This is a genomic window from Selenihalanaerobacter shriftii, assembly GCF_900167185.1.
Classification (GTDB): Bacteria; Bacillota; Halanaerobiia; order Halobacteroidales; family Acetohalobiaceae; genus Selenihalanaerobacter; species Selenihalanaerobacter shriftii.
The window spans coordinates 1-25,118 of the sequence record NZ_FUWM01000019.1 but is presented as its reverse complement, the minus strand read 5'-3'; the positions used below and the strand labels follow the sequence as shown (position 1 = coordinate 25,118).

Sequence of the window (25,118 nt, the reverse complement as noted above, 5' to 3'; positions counted from 1 at the left end):
AATTTAGATTAAATTATTTAACAGCTATACCTCCTTTCTCCTCCTTTATGCTTACATAATCTATATTCTGCATAAAAGAGATTATTCCTGCAAAAAATAGAAAATAATTCCCTTTTTGCATAATAATTGTGTCCTATAAATTATAAAGGAGCTTTTAAGTTTTTATAGAAATTGTAAATAATATTGAAGGAAATATCAATAAAAGATATTAAGGAGTCGATTTGAAATTATGAAAGCCTTAGGAATCATTACTGAATATAATCCTTTTCATAATGGTCACCTCTACCACTTGCGTAAATCATTAAAAACTACTGACGCCGATTATACTATCTGTGTTATGAGCGGTAATTTTGTACAAAGAGGAAATCCAGCCATTATTGATAAATGGAACCGAGTCAAAATGGCTTTAGAAGCTGGAATTGATTTAGTATTAGAATTACCAATTGCTTATGCTCTACGTAGTGCTGAATACTTCGCTTATGGTGGAGTCCAACTTTTAAACCAAACTGGGATAGTAGATAAGATGGTTTTTGGTAGTGAATTAGGAGAGATTGAACCGTTAATAGAAATAAGTGAAATTCTTGCTGATGAACCAACTGAATTATCAAATCTAATTCAAGAAGAATTAGATAAAGGAGTTTCTTTCCCCAAAGCTAGAGCAGAAGCCCTAAGTATATATATTCCTAATTTGGATACTACTCTAAGTACTGCTAAAGTCAAGAAAACCATTAATAATCCTAATAATATTTTGGGTATTGAATATATTAAAGCTTTAATTCAAACTAATAGTCAAATTAAACCTTTAACTATTAAGCGTAAAGGAGCAGACTATCATCAAACAAAGATTAAAGGTAAAATAACAAGTGCTACTGCTATTCGCAATACAATACTTAAAGATCAGTCATTACAAGATATAAAAGAATTACTACCGTCCTACTCTTTTGATATTTTAAAAGAGAATATTAGGCTTAATAAAGGACCTATTGATTTAGAAAATTTTGAATTACCAATCTTAACTATTTTACGACGCACATCACCATCAACTTTGAAAGAAATTGAAGATGTTACTGGAGGTTTAGAAAACAGAATTAAAGATGCTGCTAACCAAGCAACATCTTTATTAGAATTAATAGATTTAATTAAGACTAAGCGATTTACTCAAACTAGGATTCAAAGAATTCTTCTTCATTTATTATTAGGGTTGAATAAAAGTACATTAAAGGGATTTGACAAAGCCGGTGGCCCACAATATTTAAGAATTTTAGGTTTTTCTAAAAAAGGTCAAAAAATATTAAAAACAATGAAAGAAACGAGTAAATTACCTTTAATTAACCGAGTAGCAAACCATTATAAGAGTGCCTATCCAGCTGATTCACTTAAAGCTAAAATGTTAGCTATGGAAGTTAAAGCAACTAATATTTATTCCTTAGCTTATAATAATCCTAAATATCGCCAAGGAGGCCAAGATTATACCCAACCACTTATTCTAAAGAATTAAGAAAATCAATTGCATCTTCCACCTTATCTACAGAAACCACTTTAATCTTAGTAGCCGATTCTTTAGCTTTTTCATAATTCCCAGCTGGTGATAAGAAAATTTCTGCTCCTTCTCTTTCTGCAGCTAATATTTTTTGTTCTACTCCACTTATTTCTCCTACATTTCCTTCTAAATCTATAGTTCCTGTTCCAGCTATATCCTTACCATGTGTCAAGTCATTTTTAGTTAATTGATTAAGAACTTCTAAAGTAAATACCATTCCTGCAGAAGGCCCTCCTATATCTCCAGAATTTATCTCAATCTCAACTGGAAAGTTATAAGAACGTTTATATGAGGAAATTAAGACTCCTAAGGATGCTTTACCAGGACTATTCTCTAATTCTTTAGTCTTAATACTATATTTATGAGTCTTATCCTCTCTCTTAATCGTTAAATCGACTGACTCACCTATCTTTCTTTTTCTGATTTTATCTATTACTTCAGTTACTAAACTTATCTTCTTGTCATCAACTTCAGTAATGATATCCCCTTCTTTTAACTTATCTTTAGCATTACTCTCTTTTAAGACCTTAACTATCTCTGCTCCTTGCCCAGTAATCTCAAAATCATAACCAGCTTGCCTTAAAGCAACAGCTTTGGCCTTTAATTTACTCTCTTTCATTACATCTTTCATCATCTCAAAATATTCTCGAGGTTCAACTTCTGGAGGTAATTGCTTCCCTAAAGGGGTTAATGCAACACCTTGCGGCTTAAATAAAGAAACATAATAATATTCTAATACACTAGCTGTTTCTAAAGAGACAGCAGTTAATCTAAACTTACCTTTAATCTCATCCTTATATCCATTTTTTACCTTTACTAATGAACTTAATTCTTTAGCAATACCTGGTGATTCTACATAATAATCTGTTGGCCAAATAGCTGATAAAAGACTGACCAATATTACAACCAAACTAATTATTAATAATCTATTTAATTTTTCGTTTTTAAAACTTGCCATTATTTCTCCCACCTTTTAATTAACTCTTTAATCTTAGGAACTTTCTCTTCAGCAGCTTTAACTCCGGCTGCTACACATTCTTCGGCTTTATCTAAAGCTCGAGAGGGAACATGACCTACTTTAGGCCTAATTAAAACATCAGCATCTATCCCTTTATACTTCATGATTTCTCGTTCCATAATCCCCAAGGTCTTCATAATAATTTCAAATATATTATTGACATTACCATCTTGAGTGACATCATAGCTTACATCTACTCCAATTATAATATCAGCCCCAAAATCCTCAATAACATTGGTTGGAACTCTATTTAGGATTGCTCCATCAACTAATAACCGGTCATTAATTTCATGCGGAACATAAACTCCAGGAATAGATATGCTAGCTCTTATAGCATCTGCTACTAATCCTTCTCTCAAAACTACTTCTTCTCCTTTTTGAATATCTGCTGCTACTGCCGCAAAAGGTAATTTCAAATCTGAAAACCTCTTATTTTGAGTCAGTAATTTAATAAATTCTTTTACTTTATTCCCTGCAATTAATCCTTGGCGCGGAACTGTTAAATCCGTCACTAAATCCCAATCCATTTGATACGATAATTGTTCTAAGCGTTTAAGGTCTAAATCTGCTGCATAAAATCCTCCCACCATACTTCCAATACTAGATCCTGCTAAGTAATCTATATGTATTCCTGCTTTATCTAATACTTGTAATACACCAATATGTGCTATCCCTCTGACTGAACCTGCTCCTAAAGCTAAACCAATTTTAGGTTTATCCCCCACTTAAATCACCTCAATTAATGACTTGTTATTAAACAAGTCATTATTATATTATATACAAATTTATAACACTATACTTCTTAACTTAAAAAAATATAGATTAATATACTTTCTTAATGAATATGCAGGATATTAACAATTAACCTAGAAATAATGTTGATAATAGTTATTATTTTATATGATTTATATGCTAGATGAATTTTCCTTATAAATATACATATAATTAAAGGAGCTGACAACCCCCATGACATTAGATGAATATCAGAGTCTTAAAATAAAGCTAAATAAACTCTCCAATGGAGTTATCATTATTAATAATGATAATCAAGTTACTTTCATTAATTCTGCAGTAGAAAAGATTCAAAATATATCTATAGAAGAAGCAATAGGACAAAACATAGTTCTATGTGAAAATGAAAAATATCCAAATCAAATTAAAGAAAAATTACAATCTTTTAATATAGAAAAAGAAGAAAAAGATTCTGGTATCTTACATAACCTTAAAGAACAAGTAAGTCAGTTAAGTACTGAACTCCAAGAATTATTTATATCTTCTATGACCAGTTTAGTAAAAACCCTAGAAGCTAAAGACTCCTACACTAAAGGTCATTCTGTACGAGTAAGCACTATAGCTAAAACAATTGCTCAACATAAATACGGAGATTCTAATAAAACAGAACAAATTAAATTAGCTGGTAAATTACATGACATAGGTAAAGTAGGTACTCAAGAAACCATTCTTAATAAACCAGGTAGATTAACTGATCAAGAATTTGATCATATCAAACGACACCCTATTATTAGTGAAGAGATCTTAAATCCGATTAAACGATTCGAATCTATAACTCACATGGTAAGACACCACCATGAAAAATTTGATGGAACAGGGTATCCTGATGGATTAGCAGGTAAAGAAATTCCTATTGGGGCTAGAATAGTAGCACTTGCAGATAGTTATGATGCTATGACTTCTAATCGCCCTTATCGTTCAGCTATGGAACCTATAAAAGCTGCGAAAGAAATTGAAGAAAATTTAGGAACACAATTTGACCCAAAATTAGGAGAAATATTCTTAGGCCTATTCTATGATAAAAAATTAGTACCGTTACCTTAATCTACTGTTATTTATTATTACATTAAACAAAAAATAAATATTACCTTTATTTTTTAGGAAATATAAGAAGTCCTCATCAAATGATGAGGACTTCTTTATCTTAAGATTCAAATTCTATCTTCTCATATCAAAAATAATTTTATTACTGAATTGTTTCTTTAATTAAGGAAGTAATCAATATAATCAATGGAATAATAACTTGAAAGGGAATAGCATAATAAGGATAAATCTGTGCTGACCACTGCAGTGTCTCCATAATACTACCATATAACCATTGAGATAAACCTACTGTCACTAATAATAGTGGGATAATAAAAGATTTATAATGATCAAGCTTAAACAACTGAGCTAGTCCCAATGCTGCTGCATAAATAAGCAGACTACCTTTAATCCCACCTCCAATTAAAAAATTAACAAAAATTACTGGATCAAGGTTAAGATTAAGATTAGGAATTACACTAGTTGTTATTACTGGTGGAAAAATAGCATTAGCAAAAAAATTTGGTCCTAATACCAATAAATCTCGAATAGTTATAATAAAAAGAATCATCCCCATAATTGCAGTAGCTAAATAAGATGTTTTAAAAAGCTCGTCTTTTTCATTTAAAGCTGGAAATATCATTAAAAATAAAACAACCTCACCAAAAGGAAATGTAGTAATTGAAAATGCTGCTTTAATAACTGGAGTTATCCCTCTTTCTAAGATAGGTAAAAAATTACTAACATCATATTCAGGTAATAGAATAAGAAATAAAAACAGTACAAAAATAGGCACCAGAGGAACAAATAATTCACTCATTCTTGCTAACACTTCTAACCCTGACCGTACTTGATAAGCAACAGCCCCAGACAAAATGATTACAATGAAAATAAGAGGAGTTTCAGTATATGTAGATATAACCATAAATTCTCCAAAATTTCTTAAAATAATAGCTGCTAGATGAATAAAGTACCAGATATACAACATTCCCAATATACTACCTAAATATTTACCAAAAGTAGCTCTTAATATATCTATAAGAGTCTTGTTGGGATTTAAAATTGCTATATATGCATACATTCCTATTAAAATAAATCCTGCAGCCCACCCCATAATAAATGCTAACCAAGCATCCTGATAGGCTGCTGATGCAGGATTAACAATAATTCCAAATATAAATCCCATCATTAATACTAATAATTGGTACTTAGAGATTTTGATATCATTTACCATATTAAACCTCCAAAACATATTTCACTATTTTTTTAATAATAATAGCTGGACTTGTGGGCGCTTTATCAATGATTAATAAAAAGTTGATTATAAATCCCATGGAGATTAAAGTGTAATATATGATACTTATCCTTTTTTTATCATTTACTTCCAATATTCGAGGACGGTCAATAAGGATAATAATACAAATTCCTACAATTAATAAAACCAACAATAAAGCCATAGTTCAATCCTTCTTTCTCTTTATTTTACTAATTGTTTCTACCTAGGTCTAGTAGGCTTCTTAATTAATCCTGTACTCATGGTATTCCAGGTTACTTCTATCTTAACTGGGGTCTTACTAAAGACCTCAACCCAATTGTTTTCTACCTCTTTCCAATAATCTAAATGTTTATTATGAACTAATTCGGAGAAACCAAAAATATCACTTTCATATTTAAATTGTGCTAATTTTACAGTATTTCGAATTTCATTTTTTATAACCGAAGCTACCTCTTTCTCTAATTTCTTAACTATTTTAGGTTTAGTTAAGTCACCTTTTCCCTGCTGACTAACCAGCTTACCTTTAGTATCAATCTTAATTAAAAAAGTTAATTCACCATTTTTTAACTTAACATCTATTTCTCCTTGAGAAGAAAGTATTTCAAAATCTAATTCTTCTTTTTTATCCATAGGATTAGGTAAAGTAATTACTGTACTACCCACCTCATTTAATGGGAATAATAGCCCTCTAGTCTCTATAGGTCCTAACCACCCTATTAACCTATCTTTTTTAAAGACTGCTGCGCCTTCAATTTTTAAATCTTTAATCTTTACGTTATCTATTTGTTTATTTAAATGAATCATACCAATTACTGGTGATCTACCTTTACTATTTAAAACTTTAAGTAATTTAAAAACGCTTACTTTTCTAATTTTAGCTAAAGATTTTAAGTTACTTTTAATTATATTTACCATATGTATTGCAGGAATATCTTCTAATTCACTTTCAGCTTTTAAAACCTTTTCTGCTGTTAATCCTTTAGATTCTTTAGCTACTAGTATCTCTGATAATTCATTTATATTTTGATTTCTTTCAAACAACTCTAATATACCTATTATTCCCTCTTTAGCCACCTCTTCAGAAATTACTACTATTTGATTATGAGAGAAAACTACCTTGCGGTCTATAGTTTTAAGTGAATTTCTAATGGCTTCAAATGCTGTCTTACCAATCGCTGAATGTATCCAGACTGCCCTTTCTTGATTACCTTGGGCTTTAGCCTTAATAATCCCCGGCTTAACTATCTGCAAAGTTACTTTTAGCTTACCATCCTTAGTTTTATCAAAACCTATTGCAGTGGCTATAGCCATTTCAGTTAAATCCCTATTATTCCAACAGCCAGTAGAGGCTAATATAGTTAAAAAAATAATTAATATTAGGGATACTTGTTTTAATTTTTTACTTCTTCTTTTGTTCATTATTTAGCTCTCCTATTAATCTTCTTTAGTCTTAATATCAACATTCATTCTATAGGCCGCTTCTCTATCATCTTCAATCAAATCATGAGGCCTTCTCCACATTAGCCATAGAGGTAGACGAATAAATGTATCTTTTAATTCCATTCCAGCTAATGGTGCAAATGGTACTAAATAAGGCACACCAAAAGACCTCAGCGTACATAAATGAATAAGAATAACTACTCCTGTGAGGGATATTCCTAATAAACCTATAATATTTGCTGTAATTAACATAATTATTCGAATAAGTGGGATTACTCCTCCTAAAGCTGGTAGAATAAAACTGCTAATGGCTGTAAGTGCCGTCACCATGATTACTGGATTACTGGCTACTCCTGCTTCTACAGCTGCTTGTCCTAAAACTAAAGCGCCTACTATACTTACTGCTTGCCCAATAGGTCTTGGCATTCTAACTCCTGCTTCTCTTAATAATTCAAAAGTAAGCCCCATCATTAATGTTTCTGTAAATGCTGAAAAAGGTATGCCGTCTCTTGAAGCGGCAACTGTTAGTAATAATTTAAAAGGAATTACAGTTTGATGAAAAGTTACTAAAGCTACATAAAAGGCTGGAAAAATAGTAGTAATAAATAATGCTAATCCTCTCAATATACGTAATAGTGAGGAAAAATAAGGCCTAGCATAATAATCTTCACTAGATTGAATTGATTCAATAAATAAATGAGGAACTGTAAGTACAAAAGGTGTACCATCACATAAGATTGCTACTCTACCTTCTAATATTTTTGCTGCTACTATGTCCGGCTTTTCACTATTACCTACTGTAGGAAAGATTGAAAGAGGAGCATCTTCAATAAATTCTTCAATATATCCTGATTCTAAAATAGAATCTATCTTAATCTTTTTTACCCTTCTTCTAACAGTCTTAAGTATATCTTCATTGGCTAATCCTTTTACATAACAGATAGCTACATCAGTATTGGTCTTTTCACCTAAAGTAATATTTTCAAATTTAAGGTTTGAGTTTTTGATTTTTCTACGTAAAAGGGTAGTATTTGTTCGTAGAGTTTCAGTAAAGCCTTCTCTCGGCCCTCTAACGACTGACTCTGTATCTGGTTCAGTTACTCCACGAGATTCCCATTCTCTCATCCCAACTTTTAGTGCAATTTCAGTTCCATCTATGTAAATAATAGTATCTCCAGAAAGCATAGCATGTAATGATTTTTGAAAATCTTTGACTTCTGAAAGTTCACTTGCACTTAATATATTATCCTTTAATATCTCAATGATATTACTTTGATTTAAATCTTTATCTAATTCAGTGTCTCGTGATTCTAAAATTAATGGTTTCACAATATTATTATTAACTGATTTTCTATCTGTTAAACCATCTATGTGAGCAATAATAACTTCAATATTAGATTCATTTCCTAATACCACTTCTCGCATAACAAAGTCACTACTATCTTCAAACAATTCCTTTAATCTTTCTTTAATATCCTGGATTGAACGAGGAATTTTCTCTATGTTTTTTTTGCCTTTTTTAGCTTTTTGATTAGATGATTTTAATTTTAAATAATTAAGCATTTTAAATATCCTATTAAACATAGAATCCCTCCTTGCTTATTAATTTAGTATTATATTAAATGAAAAAAATATTCACTATTTAAACTCTTAAATTTTTGCATAGAAAAAGATAGGGATACCTTCCCTATCTGAGTTGACAGTTTACAGTTATCAGTTGACAGTTAAAAACAAAAATCAAATCATATTTAGACACAGACGGAATACAGACTAGAAATAAAAAAATATATTTTATTTATTTTCAGTCTCCTACTTAACGGAGTAGTCTTTGTAATGGCTTCTTTTATGATGTCTGGATAACCTTCAGGAGTACTTTCAGTCTCCTACTTAACGGAGTAGTCTTTGTAATAAGTACAAGAGGTGATTGATAAATGCTCAGCTTAGTCTTTCAGTCTCCTACTTAACGGAGTAGTCTTTGTAATTCAGGTTCTAAGGCTTTTATTCAGCATTACAATGATACTTTCAGTCTCCTACTTAACGGAGTAGTCTTTGTAATTCTATTAGACATGATGGTTCAATCTTGTTGGCAGACTTTCAGTCTCCTACTTAACGGAGTAGTCTTTGTAATGGAGACAGATAGTGAGTTATTAGATAGGTTTTTAATGACTTTCAGTCTCCTACTTAACGGAGTAGTCTTTGTAATAATGGGGCAGAGAAGAGGATTAAAGTATTTGAGAACTTTCAGTCTCCTACTTAACGGAGTAGTCTTTGTAATAATAATGGATTTGATATAGTTAAGCAGAGTAAAGATCTTTCAGTCTCCTACTTAACGGAGTAGTCTTTGTAATAGCAAGAGGGATGCAATTGGTGGCTAAGGTTAATAAGACTTTCAGTCTCCTACTTAACGGAGTAGTCTTTGTAATAGAGTATTAAAAAGACAGGAGAGCCTGGGTTTATTAATCTTTCAGTCTCCTACTTAACGGAGTAGTCTTTGTAATTGACTAATGAGGGATATAAAAGATTAGATAGTTTAGTCTTTCAGTCTCCTACTTAACGGAGTAGTCTTTGTAATCGCGAAAAATTGAAAATAAGAACCCCATGATATCAAGCTTTATAGCACTTCTCCTTCTTGAAATCACCTCCAAATTTTCGAAAACTAAATCTTGCACGAAAACCCTAGAGGTTTGCGAAATACATCCCGCTCCTTATTGTGTCAGGGTTTATAGCTATTTTAACTAGCAAACTTTTAAATCAAAATCTATTATTATATCATTACTTTTATAGGGTTTTCGAAAATAAGACTTAGCTACTAAATAATAATTTCTATATTAAACCTAATTATCCTGCATATTACATGATATTGAATTGTTCATTATCCTAACTAATCTCTTTTAATTTAAAATTTTCTAATACAGTTTTAATTATTCTTCAGAATCTTAAAATCACCTAATCCAAAGACTGTATTCTTACCTACATGTGTATATTGTCCTAGAATTAAGTAAGGTAAAAACTCTCCTAAGTCACCTTCATATTCTAACTCACCTGTTACTCCATACATCTTAATTCTTTGTTTTTGACGACTAGAATAACGTTTCCAATTTCGCCAATTAGTATGATTTTTGATTAATTTCACTTCTTCTGCTCTTTCTAGATATGATCCAAAATTAATATCTAATTGATCTTTACCATAAAAATAACTTAAACTAGATACTCTTCTAAATAAATTTCTCATCAAAATATGAAAATCTATCTTCTTAACATAATCTCCTTTATATTTTAAAAGCATAGGTGTAAGAAGTTTTAATCGTAAATGTTCTTTAGATATATTCTGTTGGAGTTGTTCAATATCCTCACTAATAATCTTAATATCTGAATTGTGGACTCGATTAGCATATTCAGAGTAAATTCGTTCTGCTTTACCAGTTAAATCATTAAGACTCCAAACTTCTGATACTATGAATTTACCTCTACCTTTTCCTAAGCCTTGATCTTCTAAATAACGCCAGCTTTCTAATATATATGGCAAAAACTTGTAAGTTGAACCGAAAAGATTTAACCTAAAATTAATCTCTTGTCCAGGATGAAAGATTTCTTTACCATTAGTTTTAGGTTCAAAGACGAAAGGACGGGGTTTGTCTTTGAAACGATTTGAAGTATTAAACTTCTCTTTACCTACTAAAATAGGATTAAATAATATTGAATAAGCACAATTACTATTTAAACTACATTCTTTACACCTCTTCTTTTCCATAACACAAGCAAAACTTTTCAAAGCATGACCAAAGGCACCCCGAAATGTTGAACCGGGGTGTTTGGGTAGCTTTATAGTATCTTTTGCTATTAAAGTAATTTCTAAACTAACTATATCCAGATTCATAATAAAACCTCCATCAATCATTACATAGCTTATAATATTGATAACCTTCTCCAGAAAGTGTCTGCTCAATATTAACTACAAATATTCTTTCATTATTTTTTCGATCTAATTTCTCATCACTATTGTAAATATTAATTGCTTCAAAATTAGCTTTGGGAGGAATATCCTCTGTAAATTGAATAATTGATTTGTTAGCTAACTTAAGATTTTCTTCTCCCATTTGATTTAAATAATCCTCATCCAATTCTTCTAATTGATTAAAAGACTTAAACTGCATAAAAGAACCTTTCTTACCAAAATAGTTTATTCTGATAAATAACCTTTTTAATAATTTCATCTCATCATCTTCTAAATTGCTAATTTCAATAGCTACTTTTAGACTTCCTTTTAAAAAAACATATTCTCTATAAGCAGGCTTTGATCTCCCAACTCTATTTCTTAAATCTGTAATCCTACCAAAGGTCTTATTTACAACGGCTTCTTCAGAAAGGCTAAATCTTATTTCTCTATTTTTAACCATCTCAAATACTTCTTTGCCTTTATCTAAATTATAGTTTTGTATAGTTTGAGAAACCAATCCCATCTTTACTCCAAAGGGAGTAGGAAATAAAAGAGAAGTAGCAGCTGTGTTGGTAGCATTAATATTCTTAAAAGAAAATAATGATGTTGGTAAATACTCAACTTCTAACCACATAAAACTCCTCCTTCACTTATAATTTCACACCATACGGAACTGTGTCCTCTATTAATTCTTTTATGATATTACAAAATTCTGCTAAAGAATTAAACTCTTTTAACTCCACTTCTTCACCGATAGAAGTTAATGTTTCAGAAATAGATTTAATCTCTTCTTTATAATTTGAATTTAAAGCACTAATTGTTGGTGCAGGCACTGAACTATAACTAACACTAACTACACCTTCAAAACTTGTCATATGTGGAGCTTGAGTATTACGCATAGCTCCTTCTGGAGAATAATAAGTCAACATAATTGATTTAAGTAATGCTTTATATCTAGCTTCAATACTATCTGAATCTAAAGGATACTCTTTAGAAATATCATTATATCCAATTCTAGCTACTTCAAGATTATTAACTACAGCATATTGCCCAGAATTTACTGGTCGATAAAAAATATTCTGCCCTTCGTTCTTACCACTACCTTCACTCTTTTCTCTATCTGAATATTTAACATGGAATAAATTTTCTGAATTAAACTCCTCCGGGATAGCAACTAACCAACCAAATTCTACTGTAGAATCGCGCCCTACATTCTTCTTATTATTAGTTACTAAAATTCCTTCCATATCATCCATGCTACACATATTAAGCATCTTATCAACTATATCAGATTTAGTATTATCACTATCACCTGTAAATTCATCGAAATCATCATCAATAGTAATTCTATTAGCATCAAATTTCTCACAACCTTGACATAATGATAAATCTTCTTTATCTTTAGCAATCTTAAATAGGTGACTAGCTTGAATATGCTTTAACATATCACCAGAAACAGCATTAACAGTTGCTAAATTACCAGCTTTATCTGTAATAGTAACATTTCTAGTAGTCAATTGATTTCCTTCTGACTTTTCATTATTTAGATCATGTAAATTCAATCCAACCTTACCATTAATAGAAATAGAATATACTCTCTTACTCATTACTATCATCCTCCTTAATTTCTTTTACTTTTTCATCTTTACCAAATCCATAAGCTAACAACATATTCCCAATAATTTTAGAATCATTTTCATCAATAAGTTTCACAACATCTTCAAAATCTTTAGTTGTTAAATTAGCTCTCTTTTGATGGCCATGATGAAAACTTTCTAATCCATTTTCATTATTATAATCTGCCATAAACTCTGATAATTCAGTTAATAAGGTCTTTTTATTGAGCGCTGCTCTTCTTAAGTCCTGTAATAACCCAAATTTAACTTTTTTCTTTTCATTAAGGTAAATTGGCACCAAAGTGCTATTTCTAATTGCTTTAGCAAAATTCTTAAACCCTTCATTCTCTAAAATTTTAGCATAACCTCCATCTAGTTTACTCATGATAAACTTAACACTCCTTTTCTTATAAATTCTAGCTCCTTGGTCATCACCTAACCTCTGCATAACCAAAATAGCATGGTAATAGTAATAATTTAATAGATAATCTACTCTTTCAGTAGTTAAAAAGTTATATAATTCCTGAAAGATTTTAATATCCTCATTCTTATCATCAATTGGCCTAATTAAGTCTTTAAACTCTTCGAACACCTCTTTAAACTTGCCCTTATCTTTTTCTTCATCTAAAATAATCCAATTTGGAACATTAAGATCATAAATATTCTTAATCACATGATTCTGTCCCATATCAACTAAATAGACATTCTTTAATCCTTCAATGTAATTTTTTAATCTATTTCTTCTACTTCTTCGACCTCTTTGAAAATTAAATTCTGGTAATTTATCTAATAACTTAGATATAAAGTCACTTAAATATAAAATATTTTGCTTTTCCAAAATCTCTGCTGGATAATAATTTGGCTCTACACTTGAATAAACCATATCAAAATCATCTAATAATACTTGATTAGGAGTAATCACTGAATAAAGTCTATTTCCTGAAGATAAAGATTTTAAAATGAAACTTTTGTAGAATCCAATTATAATCAAAAATAGTTTGCTCCAACTTTCAGAACTATTACTAGGAGTTATTCTTGAATCAGAAGATAAATCATTTACATTTAATCCCTTAACCCTTATAGGTAATAAACAACTTAAAGCATTACGGTTAGTAGTAAATTCTATCTTACCTTGATTATATAACTCCTTTATATTATCAACTATTTCTTTAGTAGTTTCTGATTCCTCTAAGTTATTCTTAATAAACTTCTTAACCTTGTTTCTCTTACTCCAATGATAATTATCAAAACCATTAAACAGTTCATCTAAGCTTCTTTCTACCTTAGCTAGCTCCTCATATGTTAATTTATATTTAATTACTTTTTTAAAATTATTAATTTGAATCCCTTCAAATAACCCATCTAATTCTTTATTTAAGATACTATAATCTAGTTTTATTTGACTATAAAATCTAAGTATAATCAACAAGACATCTCCAAAATAGTCTTTAATAGCGTATATATCATTCATAATTTTATTTGATAATGGAATCCCGGTTGTTTGTCTAATTAAATTAGATTTCATTTTACTATCAGACCATTCCTTATACTCTTCCTCTATTGTAAAGTCAATTATATCTGAAGTATAATCTGGCTTTTGTTCCATTTTATTATAGAATATCAATGGGTATAAAGACTTGAATTTTAAATTATCAAAATATTCTTTTTTAATTTTTTCATCAGATTCAACAACATAAAATGAACTCTGATTCTTGATTACAATTTTTGGAGATTCAATATTTTGCTCTTGTAAAATAAATTTAACTATCTCAACAATTCCTCTAGTCATTAAAATATCACTATAATCTCCTTCTAACTTAGGAATAAAAAATCTATTCATCAACTCACTCCTTTCATTAACTACCTTCATTTAATTTTTTAGTTGCTCTCTGGTCTGATAACCTTAAAATTCTGACTAAAACAAAATAGAATAAATATTGACTAACATTGCGTATTCTAATCTCATCTGAAATATCTTCTTTAAACTTTTGAACTAAATATAATTCATTATTATTAGAATTTATAAAGTTTGTTAAATCTTCTTCTATAAAATAATCTTTATTTATTATAGTTAAGTATTCTATTGCATTTTTAGATATTTTAAATTCCCCTGTTTCAGATACAGTTAAAGAGTGATGCGAAACTATAGATTTGGCTATAATATCAATAGTAAATTCATCTTTTTGTAAGTAATCTAATATAAATGCTTCTAGTAAATTAAAAACTATCCAGAAACTCTCTCCCGCATGACTAGGGGGTTTCTTAATTCTTTCAGCATGAGCTATAAGCTCATCTCCTTCTACCTTATGAGCTAACTGCCAATCTTCTTGTAACTTACCCAAATCATGTGCCCAAATAGTAAATTCAACTATATCTCTAAAATCATAATCTGTTAACTCAAACTTATCCTTAATCAGAGCAATTGCATAACTCATCTCTTCTTCTAATTTTGGAATTTCTTCCTTCATCCGTTGAATATGTTCTAAATAACTCTCTTCTTTATACTCATTATCATAAGGCTCTTGATTTGATTTAGGTAATGGGTCAAAGCTTTTACCTGTACCATCAAAAACCAAACCAGTCTCTGAATTATAACCAAAATAATCTGGATTAAGAATATAAAGAGTATTAGGATAAATATCCTTAGCAGTTATCTCTCGATAAGTATATTTAATATCACTATCATCATCTCTTTCAATTACTTCTTTAACTAACCAATCATCAGTTTCTTCAACTAATTCCTTTACCTTTTTCCTTAAAGTCCAAGGAGAAATACCTAAACTATGATAGTTATAAGGAGAAAGTTTGTCTGGTATCCATTTTTGAATCACTATATTGCAGCCAATTACATTTCTAATTAAATCTTTAAAGTTATCCTTAGCAGGATTCTTCCAACTATCAATAATAAAATCATTCATAGTATTATCTACTTTTTCATTGTCCTTAGCATCAATATCTGTTTCTTGAGTATATACTCTATCAATTACCTTCTGTGATATTTCTGAAGTCAATACTTGCCTATCAATCTCTCTTAAAGCTTCAAATGTTCTTAAAGTCACTTCTTCATTATAAGGCAAATACTTTTTATCGCCTTCATTCAATACATCATAAACATAAACTTTTCCTTTTTCATTTTGATACCTAGCACAACGACCTATTCTCTGTAAGAAGGAATCAATAGATGAAATCTCTGTATGCATAATATGGGAAGTAATATCTATTCCTACTTCTATAACCTGTGTTGATACTAAAATTACATTACTATCTTTATTACGCTTAGAAAAATATTCTTTTATTTTCTCTTCTTTTTCTTTTCGATCTTCATCTAAGAATCTAGAATGAATAAGTAAAACTTTTATTTCATCTTCCTTAACCAACTCTTTTATATGTTGATATATCTGTTGAGCATTTTCTACTCGATTACACATTACTATACTTTTCTTAGACTTATCTTCTTTATTGCTAGACTTAATCTGAGTATGTAATTGAACAACCTCTTCTGCATTAATAGATTTCTCTTTAGTATAAATAACCCTCTCTTTACCTTGTTGAGTTACTATATCTGCTAAATGCTCTTGACTATCTGCTCTAATTACTTTAGCATTTAATTTTTTAGCAACATGATTTATTTTTTCCTCTGAAATAGTAGCTGTCATAATACAAAATGGAACCTTATCTTTTAACTTCTCTAACATAAGCACAGTAGTCGTATAAGATTCTTCTAAATCAAATAAATGAAACTCATCAAAAATTAAATAAGATGATAATACTGCCCCAACATTAATATTACCTAGTCTATTTGATAAAGATATTGGCATACTTAAAGCAGATGATAAGCTCTGATCAAAAGTAGTGAATATTATATCACCATTAAAATATCTATCTTCTTTCTTCTCACCAGTCTGAATAGTTACATTATAATTTTGCTTGAATTTTCCCTTATCAATCTCCTTTTCAATATCTTCATATAAACTATTAACCAAAGTCCTACGTGGAGTAGAATATATCAACTTTTTAGGAAAGTTCATATCTTCTTCATTAGCAATAATAAAAGGCATAATACTAGCTAATGTCTTTCCAGCTCCAGTTGGGGCTTGTAAAATAATGTTTTCTCCATTTAATATAGCTTCAGCCACTTCTTTTTGATATTTAAATGGTTTAAAACCATCAATTTCATCACCACTTTTAGTCTTTTTATAATAATTATCAATCACCATACTTAAACCTCCTACTCCCCCTAGTTATACCTCCCCCACATCTCTTGCACCTCACCAGCAATCTCCTCACGTAAACTCTTAGGCGCAATAACCTCCGCTTCCGCACCAAATCCCAGCACCCATTGCTTCACTTCATTTATGCTACAAGTTACAACTGACATCAATATACTTCCATCATCTAACTCTTCTAACTCTTGAGTGGGATGATATGTATGCTCTCTAACATTTCTTACTGCTTGTCCACTAAACTTAATCTTAATTTCTATTTCTTCCTTACCACGTTCTACTCCCCAGGCATTACCTAGATAATCTTCAATTGAAAAATCATCTGGATATATAAAGTTTTTATTAGTAAGTTTAATCTCTAATATTCTATCTACCCGAAACATTCTTATCTGATTACGCAAATGACAATGAGCATATAAATATAAAGCTCCATTCTTAAAGTCAAGTATATAAGGAGAAACTTCCCTTTTAGATATTCCTTCCCGAGAAGCTGGATCATATTTTATCCATACATTAACTTCTTCTTTAATAGCATCACTTAAAGTATTAAAGACTTCTCCATATTGACTATAATCAACTAATGAATCCAAGCTAAAATGAATTCTTTCTCCTAATGAAGCAAGAAAATTCTTAGTTCTATTAGGTAAGACTGCCATTACCTTGGCAATGGCCATATTTATCTCTTTTGAATAAGGCAATTCACTATTATTTAAAATACTATTTCCACTCACTACTAAAGCTAAAGCTTCTGAAATACTTAATTCTGGTGGCCGCATATAATAATCTTCTCTTATTTTATACCCATTTGCTCTTTTATCATATATAATCGGTACTTCTGCTTCTTCTAATGTATCTTTATAACGATAGAAAGTACTTTTTGAAATATCTAAAATTTCCATTAATCTCTGTCTGTCATATTTTGCATACTTACCTTCAAGTAAACTAATCATCTTAATTAACTTCCAAGCCTTCGTTGGAACACTCATCTAGCTCTTCCTCCCTATTTAAAACCTTCCTCATATTTATCATTCTTGATCTTAACTCATTATCCTTCTAAATCATACATTTATGTTATATTTAACCATAATCATTCCTGTCTTCAGCTACTATTATATCTAAAATTCGCATTTTATCTATTACATCTAAGTTATTGGCTTGGTTCTTATCTGAATTATTACTCATTTCACAAAAAGGACACTTCTCTATTGCCTTTTCAGTTTTAGGAGTCCAGTATTTCAAATCACACTTGCAACAATAGCATTCTTGCATGATTAATTACACTCCTTATAATAAGGACAGCTTTGATAACAATCTTTTGCTATACCTGGGTCAATCTTTTCATAGACTATCCTCATCTTCTCATCTCGTTCTTCAATAAACCATTGTCTCAATTCATCATCAATGATTTGAAAATCTTTCTTTAAAATCAATCTACCATTTTTAAACTCAGGATAAACTATACATCCTAATGACACTGGAAATGAATAAATAGACTCCATTACCAAAGCATAACCTGTAATAGTTAGGTTATGAAAATCTCTAGGCTTGCCAAACTTTAAGTCTAAAATCATAGGTTCAGAGAAATTAAAAGCATCTGCACTAAGATAAGAGCTTAATCCTAAAAAAGAACCATCTAACTTCTGTTCAACAGTAATTGGAATCGTTAAATTTACTAACGAATCAACTCCAATATATGGCTGTTTAGACAATAATTCCTGCATTCTAAAAATTAAACGATTATATTCAAATTCCCACATTAATTTTACCTTCTCTTTTAAATTATTATAAAAACTATCACTTAACTCATCTTTTCGTTTTTCTAAATATTTAAATTTAGGCTCTTTTAATTTAGAAATTATTTTAGCTTGTCCTTGAACCCCATGTACATAAATTAATTTCTTAGCTGCAACTAATAATTCAGCTAAAGTATTATGTAATATACTTCCTTCAATCATCGCCTCATTCCATTTTGTGCCTACCCACTCCACTTTTTTCAAATAAAGATCTCGACTAGTAGGACAATACTTTCCAGCTATTTCATAAAGAGCTAACTTTTGATCATAAATCGGCTCTAAAGGTGGTTGATTCCAATTCCATCCTCTCAAATCTTCAGAGATTCCGATTTCTCGTGACTTTGGTAATAATCCCCGAATTAATCTCTGTCTCTCTTCATCTGTTAAAAAATACATTACACATCACCACAAAAGTTTTGATATTCACAGTCTTTGCATTTACCTCGTTCTTTCACTGGTTCTGGCATCCTCTCTAATTCAACTATCATCTTAATTTCATTAATTATTTCTTTAGTCTTTCTTCTTAAATTAGCAGTTATCTTAATTTCAAATGTGTCCTTCCTTGGAATCAAATGAATTATTCCTCGTCTAAGCGAAGTTTTATACTCTTCTTCAACTAATAGAACATAAGCTGCTAATTGATATTTATGATGTAAACCTGGATCTCTACTTGAATATTTCAACTCAATAGGTATATACTCGTTATCTTTCACTACTAACATATCTAATTTTCCAATTATCCCTAATCGTTTCGAATTTAAATCTACAGAATATCTTTTCTCTCCATCTTCTAAACCATATCGCTGTAATGTCCTTCTCTTTTCTAATCTTTCTACTCTATCATGTTTTTCTTTTCCAAACTTCATCTTATAAGTTTTCATCACATTTAGCGGCATGCAATATGTAAAATAAATGATTCGTTTACAATAAACATACTGCTTAATATCTGTTACCTTAATCATCATAATCTACCAGCACCATATCTGGCTATCTCTTGATGCAACTTCATATCTTTGCTACAGATAGGATATAACTGAATATTTCCTTCATTGTCACCTAAAATTCTACTAATTTTCATCATTAACTCTTCTCTAAGATTATGATTTATCTTACCAAAGAAAGCACTCCACTGCACTCTCTGTAATCCATAATCTTTACAAGTTTCAGCAACTCTATTTCTAATCCGATCCTCAGTAATATCATAAATTAATAAGGTATACATCCTACCACCCACTTATAAACGGAGTATAAATTTTATCTTTTCTAACATGAGACGCTACTTTTCTAGCTTGTTGTTGTAAGATTACTTCTAATCTATACTTCTTACTCTTATAACGCTCTTTACTTTTTAACCGTTTTAAAATCTTATTAGCAAACTTCTTCCTGTCCTCATCTGCTATCCTTCCATCTTGAATCTTAAACTTCATCCCCTGATTAAGTAATCCAATTACCGTTCTATCTACTATAGTTTGTCTAAATTCTTCAATTAAATCTAAAGCTAACGAGGGCTTGCCTGGGCGATCAGCATGTAAAAATCCTGCATACAAATCTAAACCTGCTCTTAATATAGCAGCTGAAACTCTAGAATATAAAATTCCATATCCATAATTCAATAACGAATTAATTAAATCAGTAGCTCCTTGTGTTTTACGCCCAGGAAATTCTATCTCTTCTGGTAAAACTTCTTTTACTGCTTGCCAATACTCTTTAGCTGACCTTCCTTCAATTGAAAGTATAAATTGTCGTACATCATCTACATTCTTTCCTTTTATATCCCTTAAACCTTCTTTGATGTTTTCTATCTTATCAATTTGCTCATAGATTAATTTATATTGAGCTTTATCTTTTCGTTTACGATATTTAGCTAAATATTTTAATAAAATAACTTGATTATCTATCTTTCCGTTAGCAAAAGTGATAGCTAAATCTACTCCTCGTTTATCTTCATATGCTAATATCTGCTCTCGACGAGTCTTAATTGTACCTCCCATTGCTGATGAAGAAACTTTTGCTAAATGTTCTCCAGTATATGTCACAAAATCAATCTGCACCCCTGCTTTAGCACATTCTTGAATTACATCTGAAGATAATGATACTCCAGAAGTAGTAACCAAAATTTCTTTTAATTTAAATAGTGGTATCTCTTCTATGATCTTTTTATCTTTTTTGAGAACTACTCGTTGACTCTTCTTACCAATAAAGATTCCATAATCAGAGACTACAAGTGATTCTGATCCCATAAACTCACCTCCAAAATTTTTATTTACATGAAGTATAACATACCATATTCCCATATGTCTGGGAACGTAAAAGAAAAAATATTTTTTTCATGAAAAAAGCTAATCTCTTCAATAATTGAAAAGACTAGCTAATGGAGTAATTTTTGTAATTAAGTGTTCGTGTCAGTGAGAATGTGAGTAAAAATAAATCTTGTAATCTCCTACTTAACGGAGTAGTCTTTGTAATATACATCACCTCTGTGTAGATACAGGGAAGGAATATCCGGAAATGGCCTACTTAACGGAGTAGTCTTTGTAATATACATCACCTACGCCGGTGTCTAGCTGTAATACTGTTCTTTCAGTCTCCTACTTAACGGAGTAATCTCTGTAATGGGGGCTGATCAAATGAAAGTATACGGTGTTATTGACTTTCAGTCTCCTACTTAACGGAGTAATCTCTGTAATTTATTTGTTTTGGAGGCATGTGGCAGCTATTTAAGGACTTTCAGTCTCCTACTTAACGGAGTAATCTCTGTAATAAAAGAGAAACTAAACTCAAGAAGTGGCAGATCATAGCCTTTCAGTCTCCTACTTAACGGAGTAATCTCTGTAATTTTTTTGATTAAAACTATTCGGGAATCGCATATATGCCTTTCAGTCTCCTACTTAACGGAGTAATCTCTGTAATTTTCTAAAAATAAAATGGAAGATTTAGGTCTTAAATCTTTCAGTCTCCTACTTAACGGAGTAATCTCTGTAATTAACAGGTATGGCTTACATTGTTTTAGATATTCTTCACTTTCAGTCTCCTACTTAACGGAGTAATCTCTGTAATTAGCAACTGATAAAGATGCTTTTGGAGAATCTCCTTACTTTCAGTCTCCTACTTAACGGAGTAATCTCTGTAATTATTCCACTTATCCCTAATAATTATCAATTCTTTTCTCTTTCAGTCTCCTACTTAACGGAGTAATCTCTGTAATAAATAGGAGATTTAATGTATTCATTTCGGAAGTTGAACTTTCAGTCTCCTACTTAACGGAGTAATCTCTGTAATAAAAATAAAAAGGTTTGAAGGGGGATCTAATAAAGTTACTTTCAGTCTCCTACTTAACGGAGTAATCTCTGTAATTATTTAAAATGGGAAGATGTAGAAAGAGATAATAAGGCTTTCAGTCTCCTACTTAACGGAGTAATCTCTGTAATGTACCTTTGAAATTTTATATTTATTTAGTTATTGCCTTTCAGTCTCCTACTTAACGGAGTAATCTCTGTAATCTATACTTGAGACAGCAGATACTAAAAGTGTTCCTGTCTTTCAGTCTCCTACTTAACGGAGTAATCTCTGTAATGGCTTAAATTTTCAGAAAATTATGATATTTATATAAGGCTTTCAGTCTCCTACTTAACGGAGTAATCTCTGTAATTAAAAAAGTACATATCCCTTATGTTGGTTATGATGGACTTTCAGTCTCCTACTTAACGGAGTAATCTCTATAATTCATAAGTTATATTGTAGTTCCCAAAAATATAAGAACTTTCAGTCTCCTACTTAACGGAGTAATCTCTATAATTATTACCAGAAGCAATAGAGGTAAGCAAAGTTAAAACTTTCAGTCTCCTACTTAACGGAGTAATCTCTATAATGAAGTAGAAAAAGCCCCTGAGAAAAGCGATGATGAAAACTTTCAGTCTCCTACTTAACGGAGTAATCTCTATAATTAAATAAACTTAATAATTCTAGCAACTATAGTCTTCACTTTCAGTCTCCTACTTAACGGAGTAATCTCTATAATGCAACTCTGGAATATAAACCAGCTAAATGACCACTTAACTTTCAGTCTCCTACTTAACGGAGTAATCTCTATAATGTCGGCAAGTTTGAGATTATAGATGATAGTCATAAATCTTTCAGTCTCCTACTTAACGGAGTAATCTCTATAATCGCGAAAATTTAAAAATACAAATCCTATGATATCAACGTTTATAGCACTTCGCCTTCTTGAAATCACCTCCAATTTTTCGAAAACTAAATCTTGCACAAAAACCCTTGGGGTTTGCGAAACCCACCTCACTCCTTATCATTTTAAGGATTATAGCTATTTTAACAAGCAAACTTTTAAATCAAAATCCATTATAATATCATTACTTTTATAGGGGTTTCGAAAATAGAACTTAACCATTAATTAATAATTTCTATATTAAACCTAATTATCCTGCATATTACATAATGCTTGACTAATTATTTTCTAAATATTCACTAATCTGCTTACGAAACTCTTTAAAGTCAGAAAGCTTATTTTGAAGTAGATTATATAGCTCATCACCAGTAACCTCATTATACATATAGACTAACCGATTTCTATAATCTCCCATCCCTTTTATCTGCTCAGCAAAATCTTCAGTAAGTATTTTATGATCTCCTAGCATATTTAGGATTTCAGTATTATCCTCTGGCTTACCTAAATCATTACTTACACAAATATGATAACCGATATCTAATAATGATTCTAAAGCTATTCTAATATGATGTTCAGTAATAGCAAAAGCATCACCATCTGCTAGAAAATCTTCATTAGATAATTGAGCCAATTTCGATAATCGCTCTTCTGCTTTCTTAATATATTCTATTCTACTTTGAATTATATCTTCATCTGTCAAATACATCCCCTCCTTTAAGTTAAGATTTCTCAAATTCATTATAATTATTCTTTAAGGTATTAATAACAGAATTAATCATATATATCAGAAAACTCTACACTCACTCTATCAAATAATTCTCTAGCCTCTTGGTTATGAAGTTTACCTTCCTTTTCTGCTACCTTCTTAGCCGGTAGCTCTATAATGAATTCACTACCTTCTCCTGGTTCACTTTCTAATGTTATTATCCCACCATGCATTTCTACAAGTAACTTAACAATTGATAAACCTATCCCACTGCCTTCACTATTTCTAGTAAAAGATTTATCAGCTTGACCAAATCGTTCAAATATTATCTCTTGCTTATCTTTTTCAATTCCTACTCCTGTGTCTTTAACAGAAATGCAGACCATTTTTTCTCTATCATATATACTAACTACTATCTTATCTCGTTCATCTGTAAATTTAACCGCATTAGAAAGTAAATTCAACATAATTCTTTCAATATTAAACGGATCACAAGCTATTATCTTTTTACTTAATTCTGAATTAAATTCAAATATTCTATCTTTATCGCTTATATATTCTTCAACCGACTCAGTAATATCTCGAATAACTTTTATTATATCATAATTTTTTAAATTAAGATTAAAATTATTAGCATTAATTTTATTAATATCGACTAAATTATTAACCAACCTTAAAAGTCTATAACCATTCTGTTTAATAATACTTGTATACTTACTGGCTTTTTTATTATCTTCTGGATCCAAATGTTTATTTTGATACATATTCAACATCTTTAGTGAAGAAAAGATTAAATTTAATGGAGTCTTTAATTCATGGGATAAATTAGCAAAAAATTCTGTTTTTAATTGACTATACTCCAACTTTTCTTTTAATAATTTTCTCTCAGTAATATCTAAACCAGAACTTAATATTTCTTGTATGTTTCCCTCTTCATCCTTTATTATAGCATTATGCCACGCAACCATTTTAGTTTCTCCACTTTTAGTTAAGATGTTATTTTCATGATGTTTAACAAATTTAATGCTTTCATCATCTGTATCTGTGCTTTTTAAAATACTTTTAAATATATCCTTTATATCTTCTTCCATGAAATTATCAAACCAATTCTTACCTATTATCTCCTCTTGCGAATACCCTAGAATCTCACAGCCTTTTCGATTAATTAACTTTACCTCTCCATTTTTATTCATAACCAAAAAGATTAAATCAGAAATAGGTGCATTGTATAATTAAATGCACGGGCTAATAAAAAAATGACACATACTTGTTCCTCTGATAAAATGTTAAGTAACCACACTTAAACATTAAGGAGGCACAAATATGCGTCAAAGTAATTATATCATAGAAAGAGAAAAAGGGAAACATTTAAAACTAGGAGCTCGTAAGATTATTGCTCATTTATATAATAAGCAAAATAAAAATTATAGTGAAATAGCCCGAGAAATGAACTGTCATAGGACAACAATAAGCCGAGAAATAAAAAAGGGTTTAACTACTTTTAAAAACGCAGATTGGTCTGATAGAGAAGTTTATGTGCCAGAAATAGCCCAAGGGGTATATGATGAAAA

General features: G+C 30.3%; 21 protein-coding genes and 2 CRISPR repeat arrays. Of the genes, 3 read left to right on the top strand and 18 right to left on the bottom strand.

The features are described from left to right. Positions 1–229: 229 nt before the first annotated feature. Positions 230–1,498: a nucleotidyltransferase gene (locus B5D41_RS10585; protein WP_078810627.1), complete on the top strand. Its 1,269-nt coding sequence runs from the start codon at positions 230–232 to the stop codon at positions 1,496–1,498. Here the strand turns inward: B5D41_RS10585 and B5D41_RS10580 are convergent. Both B5D41_RS10580 and B5D41_RS10575 read right to left on the bottom strand, forming a co-directional pair. Next, complete coding sequence (locus B5D41_RS10580; protein ID WP_078810626.1) at positions 1,482–2,498, bottom strand: YlbL family protein; 1,017 nt, start codon at positions 2,496–2,498, stop codon at positions 1,482–1,484. The genes B5D41_RS10585 and B5D41_RS10580 overlap by 17 nt on opposite strands. Next, a complete protein-coding gene (locus B5D41_RS10575; protein ID WP_078810625.1) occupies positions 2,498–3,283 on the bottom strand; it encodes a patatin-like phospholipase family protein in 786 nt (261 codons plus the stop codon). Before B5D41_RS10575 ends, B5D41_RS10580 begins: the two co-directional genes overlap by 1 nt. Before the next feature lie 241 nt (positions 3,284–3,524). Here B5D41_RS10575 and B5D41_RS10570 point away from each other — a divergent pair, with 241 nt between their 5' ends. Continuing rightward, the gene (locus B5D41_RS10570) at positions 3,525–4,394 is read left to right on the top strand and encodes an HD domain-containing phosphohydrolase (RefSeq protein ID WP_078810624.1); all 870 of its coding nucleotides are present in this window, start codon (positions 3,525–3,527) and stop codon (positions 4,392–4,394) included. Between the two features lie 142 nt (positions 4,395–4,536). Here B5D41_RS10570 and B5D41_RS10565 read toward each other — a convergent pair whose 3' ends face one another. From B5D41_RS10565 to B5D41_RS10485, 16 genes are all read right to left on the bottom strand, one after another. Continuing rightward, positions 4,537–5,607 carry a GerAB/ArcD/ProY family transporter gene (locus tag B5D41_RS10565; RefSeq protein ID WP_159442943.1) on the bottom strand — a complete coding sequence of 357 codons (1,071 nt, stop codon included), beginning with the start codon at positions 5,605–5,607 and terminating at the stop codon, positions 4,537–4,539. A 261-nt stretch (positions 5,608–5,868) separates the two neighbouring features. Next, positions 5,869–7,068 (bottom strand): Ger(x)C family spore germination protein, encoded by a 1,200-nt coding sequence (locus tag B5D41_RS10555; protein WP_078810621.1) that lies wholly within the window; start codon positions 7,066–7,068, stop codon positions 5,869–5,871. A 15-nt stretch (positions 7,069–7,083) separates the two neighbouring features. Then, positions 7,084–8,673 (bottom strand): spore germination protein, encoded by a 1,590-nt coding sequence (locus tag B5D41_RS10550; RefSeq protein ID WP_078810620.1) that lies wholly within the window; start codon positions 8,671–8,673, stop codon positions 7,084–7,086. A gap of 214 nt (positions 8,674–8,887) precedes the next feature. Continuing rightward, positions 8,888–9,661: a CRISPR direct-repeat array (repeat unit 37 nt; unit sequence CTTTCAGTCTCCTACTTAACGGAGTAGTCTTTGTAAT). A 345-nt stretch (positions 9,662–10,006) separates the two neighbouring features. Beyond that, entirely contained in the window at positions 10,007–10,966 is a 960-nt protein-coding gene (gene cas6 / locus B5D41_RS10545; protein ID WP_159442942.1) for a CRISPR system precrRNA processing endoribonuclease RAMP protein Cas6, read from the bottom strand. A gap of 13 nt (positions 10,967–10,979) precedes the next feature. After that, a complete protein-coding gene (locus B5D41_RS10540; protein WP_078810618.1) occupies positions 10,980–11,660 on the bottom strand; it encodes a hypothetical protein in 681 nt (226 codons plus the stop codon). Between the two features lie 16 nt (positions 11,661–11,676). After that, positions 11,677–12,633: a DevR family CRISPR-associated autoregulator gene (locus B5D41_RS10535; RefSeq protein WP_078810617.1), complete on the bottom strand. Its 957-nt coding sequence runs from the start codon at positions 12,631–12,633 to the stop codon at positions 11,677–11,679. Continuing rightward, on the bottom strand, positions 12,626–14,482 hold the full coding sequence (locus B5D41_RS10530) for a hypothetical protein (RefSeq protein WP_078810616.1): 1,857 nt from the start codon (positions 14,480–14,482) through the stop codon (positions 12,626–12,628). Before B5D41_RS10530 ends, B5D41_RS10535 begins: the two co-directional genes overlap by 8 nt. Positions 14,483–14,498: 16 nt before the next feature. Next, complete coding sequence (gene cas3, locus B5D41_RS10525) at positions 14,499–16,859, bottom strand: CRISPR-associated helicase Cas3' (RefSeq protein WP_078810615.1); 2,361 nt, start codon at positions 16,857–16,859, stop codon at positions 14,499–14,501. Between the two features lie 20 nt (positions 16,860–16,879). Beyond that, positions 16,880–17,851, bottom strand: a complete 972-nt coding sequence (locus B5D41_RS10520; protein WP_078810614.1) for a helix-turn-helix transcriptional regulator — start codon at positions 17,849–17,851, stop codon at positions 16,880–16,882. Between the two features lie 91 nt (positions 17,852–17,942). Further along, positions 17,943–18,134 (bottom strand): hypothetical protein, encoded by a 192-nt coding sequence (locus B5D41_RS10515; protein ID WP_078810613.1) that lies wholly within the window; start codon positions 18,132–18,134, stop codon positions 17,943–17,945. 2 nt (positions 18,135–18,136) lie between these two features. Further along, positions 18,137–19,054, bottom strand: a complete 918-nt coding sequence (gene cas4a, locus B5D41_RS10510) for a type I-A CRISPR-associated protein Cas4/Csa1 (protein WP_078810612.1) — start codon at positions 19,052–19,054, stop codon at positions 18,137–18,139. After that, positions 19,054–19,623, bottom strand: a complete 570-nt coding sequence (gene cas4, locus B5D41_RS10505) for a CRISPR-associated protein Cas4 (RefSeq protein WP_078810611.1) — start codon at positions 19,621–19,623, stop codon at positions 19,054–19,056. The genes cas4a and cas4 overlap by 1 nt, the downstream gene beginning before the upstream one ends. Further along, on the bottom strand, positions 19,620–19,880 hold the full coding sequence (gene cas2, locus B5D41_RS10500) for a CRISPR-associated endonuclease Cas2 (protein ID WP_078810610.1): 261 nt from the start codon (positions 19,878–19,880) through the stop codon (positions 19,620–19,622). The genes cas4 and cas2 overlap by 4 nt, the downstream gene beginning before the upstream one ends. 1 nt (position 19,881) lies before the next feature. Then, positions 19,882–20,898 carry a CRISPR-associated endonuclease Cas1 gene (gene cas1 / locus B5D41_RS10495; RefSeq protein WP_078810609.1) on the bottom strand — a complete coding sequence of 339 codons (1,017 nt, stop codon included), beginning with the start codon at positions 20,896–20,898 and terminating at the stop codon, positions 19,882–19,884. Positions 20,899–21,235: 337 nt separating this feature from the next. Next, a CRISPR array of direct repeats spans positions 21,236–22,825; the repeat unit is 37 nt; unit sequence CTTTCAGTCTCCTACTTAACGGAGTAATCTCTGTAAT. Between the two features lie 293 nt (positions 22,826–23,118). Continuing rightward, positions 23,119–23,541, bottom strand: a complete 423-nt coding sequence (hepT, locus tag B5D41_RS10490) for a type VII toxin-antitoxin system HepT family RNase toxin (protein WP_078810608.1) — start codon at positions 23,539–23,541, stop codon at positions 23,119–23,121. Between the two features lie 71 nt (positions 23,542–23,612). After that, on the bottom strand, positions 23,613–24,746 hold the full coding sequence (locus tag B5D41_RS10485; protein ID WP_078810607.1) for a PAS domain-containing sensor histidine kinase: 1,134 nt from the start codon (positions 24,744–24,746) through the stop codon (positions 23,613–23,615). A gap of 124 nt (positions 24,747–24,870) precedes the next feature. Between B5D41_RS10485 and B5D41_RS10480 the strand changes: the two genes are divergently transcribed. Continuing rightward, on the top strand, positions 24,871–25,118 hold a 248-nt coding region (locus B5D41_RS10480; RefSeq protein ID WP_143555682.1), incomplete at its 3' end, for a helix-turn-helix domain-containing protein.

Bases quoted from the DNA above. Each gene is read 5' to 3' on its own strand.
- cas2 (WP_078810610.1), bottom strand. From the start codon at position 19,880: ATGTATACCTTATTAATTTATGATATTACTGAGGATCGGATTAGAAAT.
- B5D41_RS10580 (WP_078810626.1), bottom strand. From the start codon at position 2,498: ATGGCAAGTTTTAAAAACGAAAAATTAAATAGATTATTAATAATTAGT.
- B5D41_RS10540 (WP_078810618.1), bottom strand. From the start codon at position 11,660: ATGTGGTTAGAAGTTGAGTATTTACCAACATCATTATTTTCTTTTAAG.
- B5D41_RS10555 (WP_078810621.1), bottom strand. From the start codon at position 7,068: ATGAACAAAAGAAGAAGTAAAAAATTAAAACAAGTATCCCTAATATTA.
- cas4a (WP_078810612.1), bottom strand. From the start codon at position 19,054: ATGTATTTTTTAACAGATGAAGAGAGACAGAGATTAATTCGGGGATTA.
- B5D41_RS10585 (WP_078810627.1), top strand. From the start codon at position 230: ATGAAAGCCTTAGGAATCATTACTGAATATAATCCTTTTCATAATGGT.
- B5D41_RS10535 (WP_078810617.1), bottom strand. From the start codon at position 12,633: ATGAGTAAGAGAGTATATTCTATTTCTATTAATGGTAAGGTTGGATTG.
- cas3 (WP_078810615.1), bottom strand. From the start codon at position 16,859: ATGGTGATTGATAATTATTATAAAAAGACTAAAAGTGGTGATGAAATT.
- B5D41_RS10565 (WP_159442943.1), bottom strand. From the start codon at position 5,607: ATGGTAAATGATATCAAAATCTCTAAGTACCAATTATTAGTATTAATG.
- cas4 (WP_078810611.1), bottom strand. From the start codon at position 19,623: ATGATGATTAAGGTAACAGATATTAAGCAGTATGTTTATTGTAAACGA.
- cas1 (WP_078810609.1), bottom strand. From the start codon at position 20,898: ATGGGATCAGAATCACTTGTAGTCTCTGATTATGGAATCTTTATTGGT.
- B5D41_RS10520 (WP_078810614.1), bottom strand. From the start codon at position 17,851: ATGAGTGTTCCAACGAAGGCTTGGAAGTTAATTAAGATGATTAGTTTA.
- B5D41_RS10550 (WP_078810620.1), bottom strand. From the start codon at position 8,673: ATGTTTAATAGGATATTTAAAATGCTTAATTATTTAAAATTAAAATCA.
- B5D41_RS10570 (WP_078810624.1), top strand. From the start codon at position 3,525: ATGACATTAGATGAATATCAGAGTCTTAAAATAAAGCTAAATAAACTC.
- B5D41_RS10530 (WP_078810616.1), bottom strand. From the start codon at position 14,482: ATGAATAGATTTTTTATTCCTAAGTTAGAAGGAGATTATAGTGATATT.
- B5D41_RS10515 (WP_078810613.1), bottom strand. From the start codon at position 18,134: ATGCAAGAATGCTATTGTTGCAAGTGTGATTTGAAATACTGGACTCCT.
- cas6 (WP_159442942.1), bottom strand. From the start codon at position 10,966: ATGAATCTGGATATAGTTAGTTTAGAAATTACTTTAATAGCAAAAGAT.